This is a genomic window from Pseudoalteromonas sp. T1lg48, from assembly GCF_002964785.1.
Lineage (GTDB): Bacteria > Pseudomonadota > Gammaproteobacteria > Enterobacterales > Alteromonadaceae > Pseudoalteromonas.
Genome location: NZ_PQCC01000022.1, coordinates 96,090 through 96,608, shown reverse-complemented (window position 1 = coordinate 96,608; position 519 = coordinate 96,090). Strand labels below are relative to the sequence as shown.

General features: G+C 49.1%; 3 tRNA genes. All 3 read left to right on the top strand.

From position 1 onward, the window contains the following. Window positions 1-5 precede the first annotated feature (5 nt). The 3 genes from C2M29_RS14020 (at window position 6) to C2M29_RS14010 (ending at window position 402) form a co-directional block, all read left to right on the top strand. Window positions 6-81, top strand: a tRNA-Glu gene (locus tag C2M29_RS14020). 142 nt (window positions 82-223) lie between these two features. After that, window positions 224-299, top strand: a tRNA-Glu gene (locus tag C2M29_RS14015). A gap of 27 nt (window positions 300-326) precedes the next feature. Next, window positions 327-402, top strand: a tRNA-Ala gene (locus C2M29_RS14010). Window positions 403-519 lie beyond the last annotated feature (117 nt).

The following is a 519-nucleotide window of genomic DNA, read 5'->3' as shown; positions in this document are numbered from 1 at the left end:
TTTTTGTCCCCTTCGTCTAGAGGCCTAGGACACCGCCCTTTCACGGCGGTAACAGGGGTTCGAATCCCCTAGGGGACGCCACTTAACTCGCATGGTAAGAGTCTAAATAACCAGTCCTAGTGACAAAAGCATGTGTTTTTGTAATTAGGCCGCTCAGCCTCCTTGGCTCGGCAGTCGCACTTACAAAAATTCATCGAAGCAATGCTTCGAAATGCAAATTTTTGTCCCCTTCGTCTAGAGGCCTAGGACACCGCCCTTTCACGGCGGTAACAGGGGTTCGAATCCCCTAGGGGACGCCACTTTACTGAGATTTCAGTATCAGGTTTGGGGCTATAGCTCAGCTGGGAGAGCGCTTGCATGGCATGCAAGAGGTCGGCGGTTCGATCCCGCCTAGCTCCACCAAATCATTAATTCGACGCAGATAATCCTAATTTAGGCCGAACATATTCATGTTTGGGTGTGTTGGATAACTCGTATGGTAAGAGTTTAAATAACCAGTCCTAGTGACAAAAGCATGTG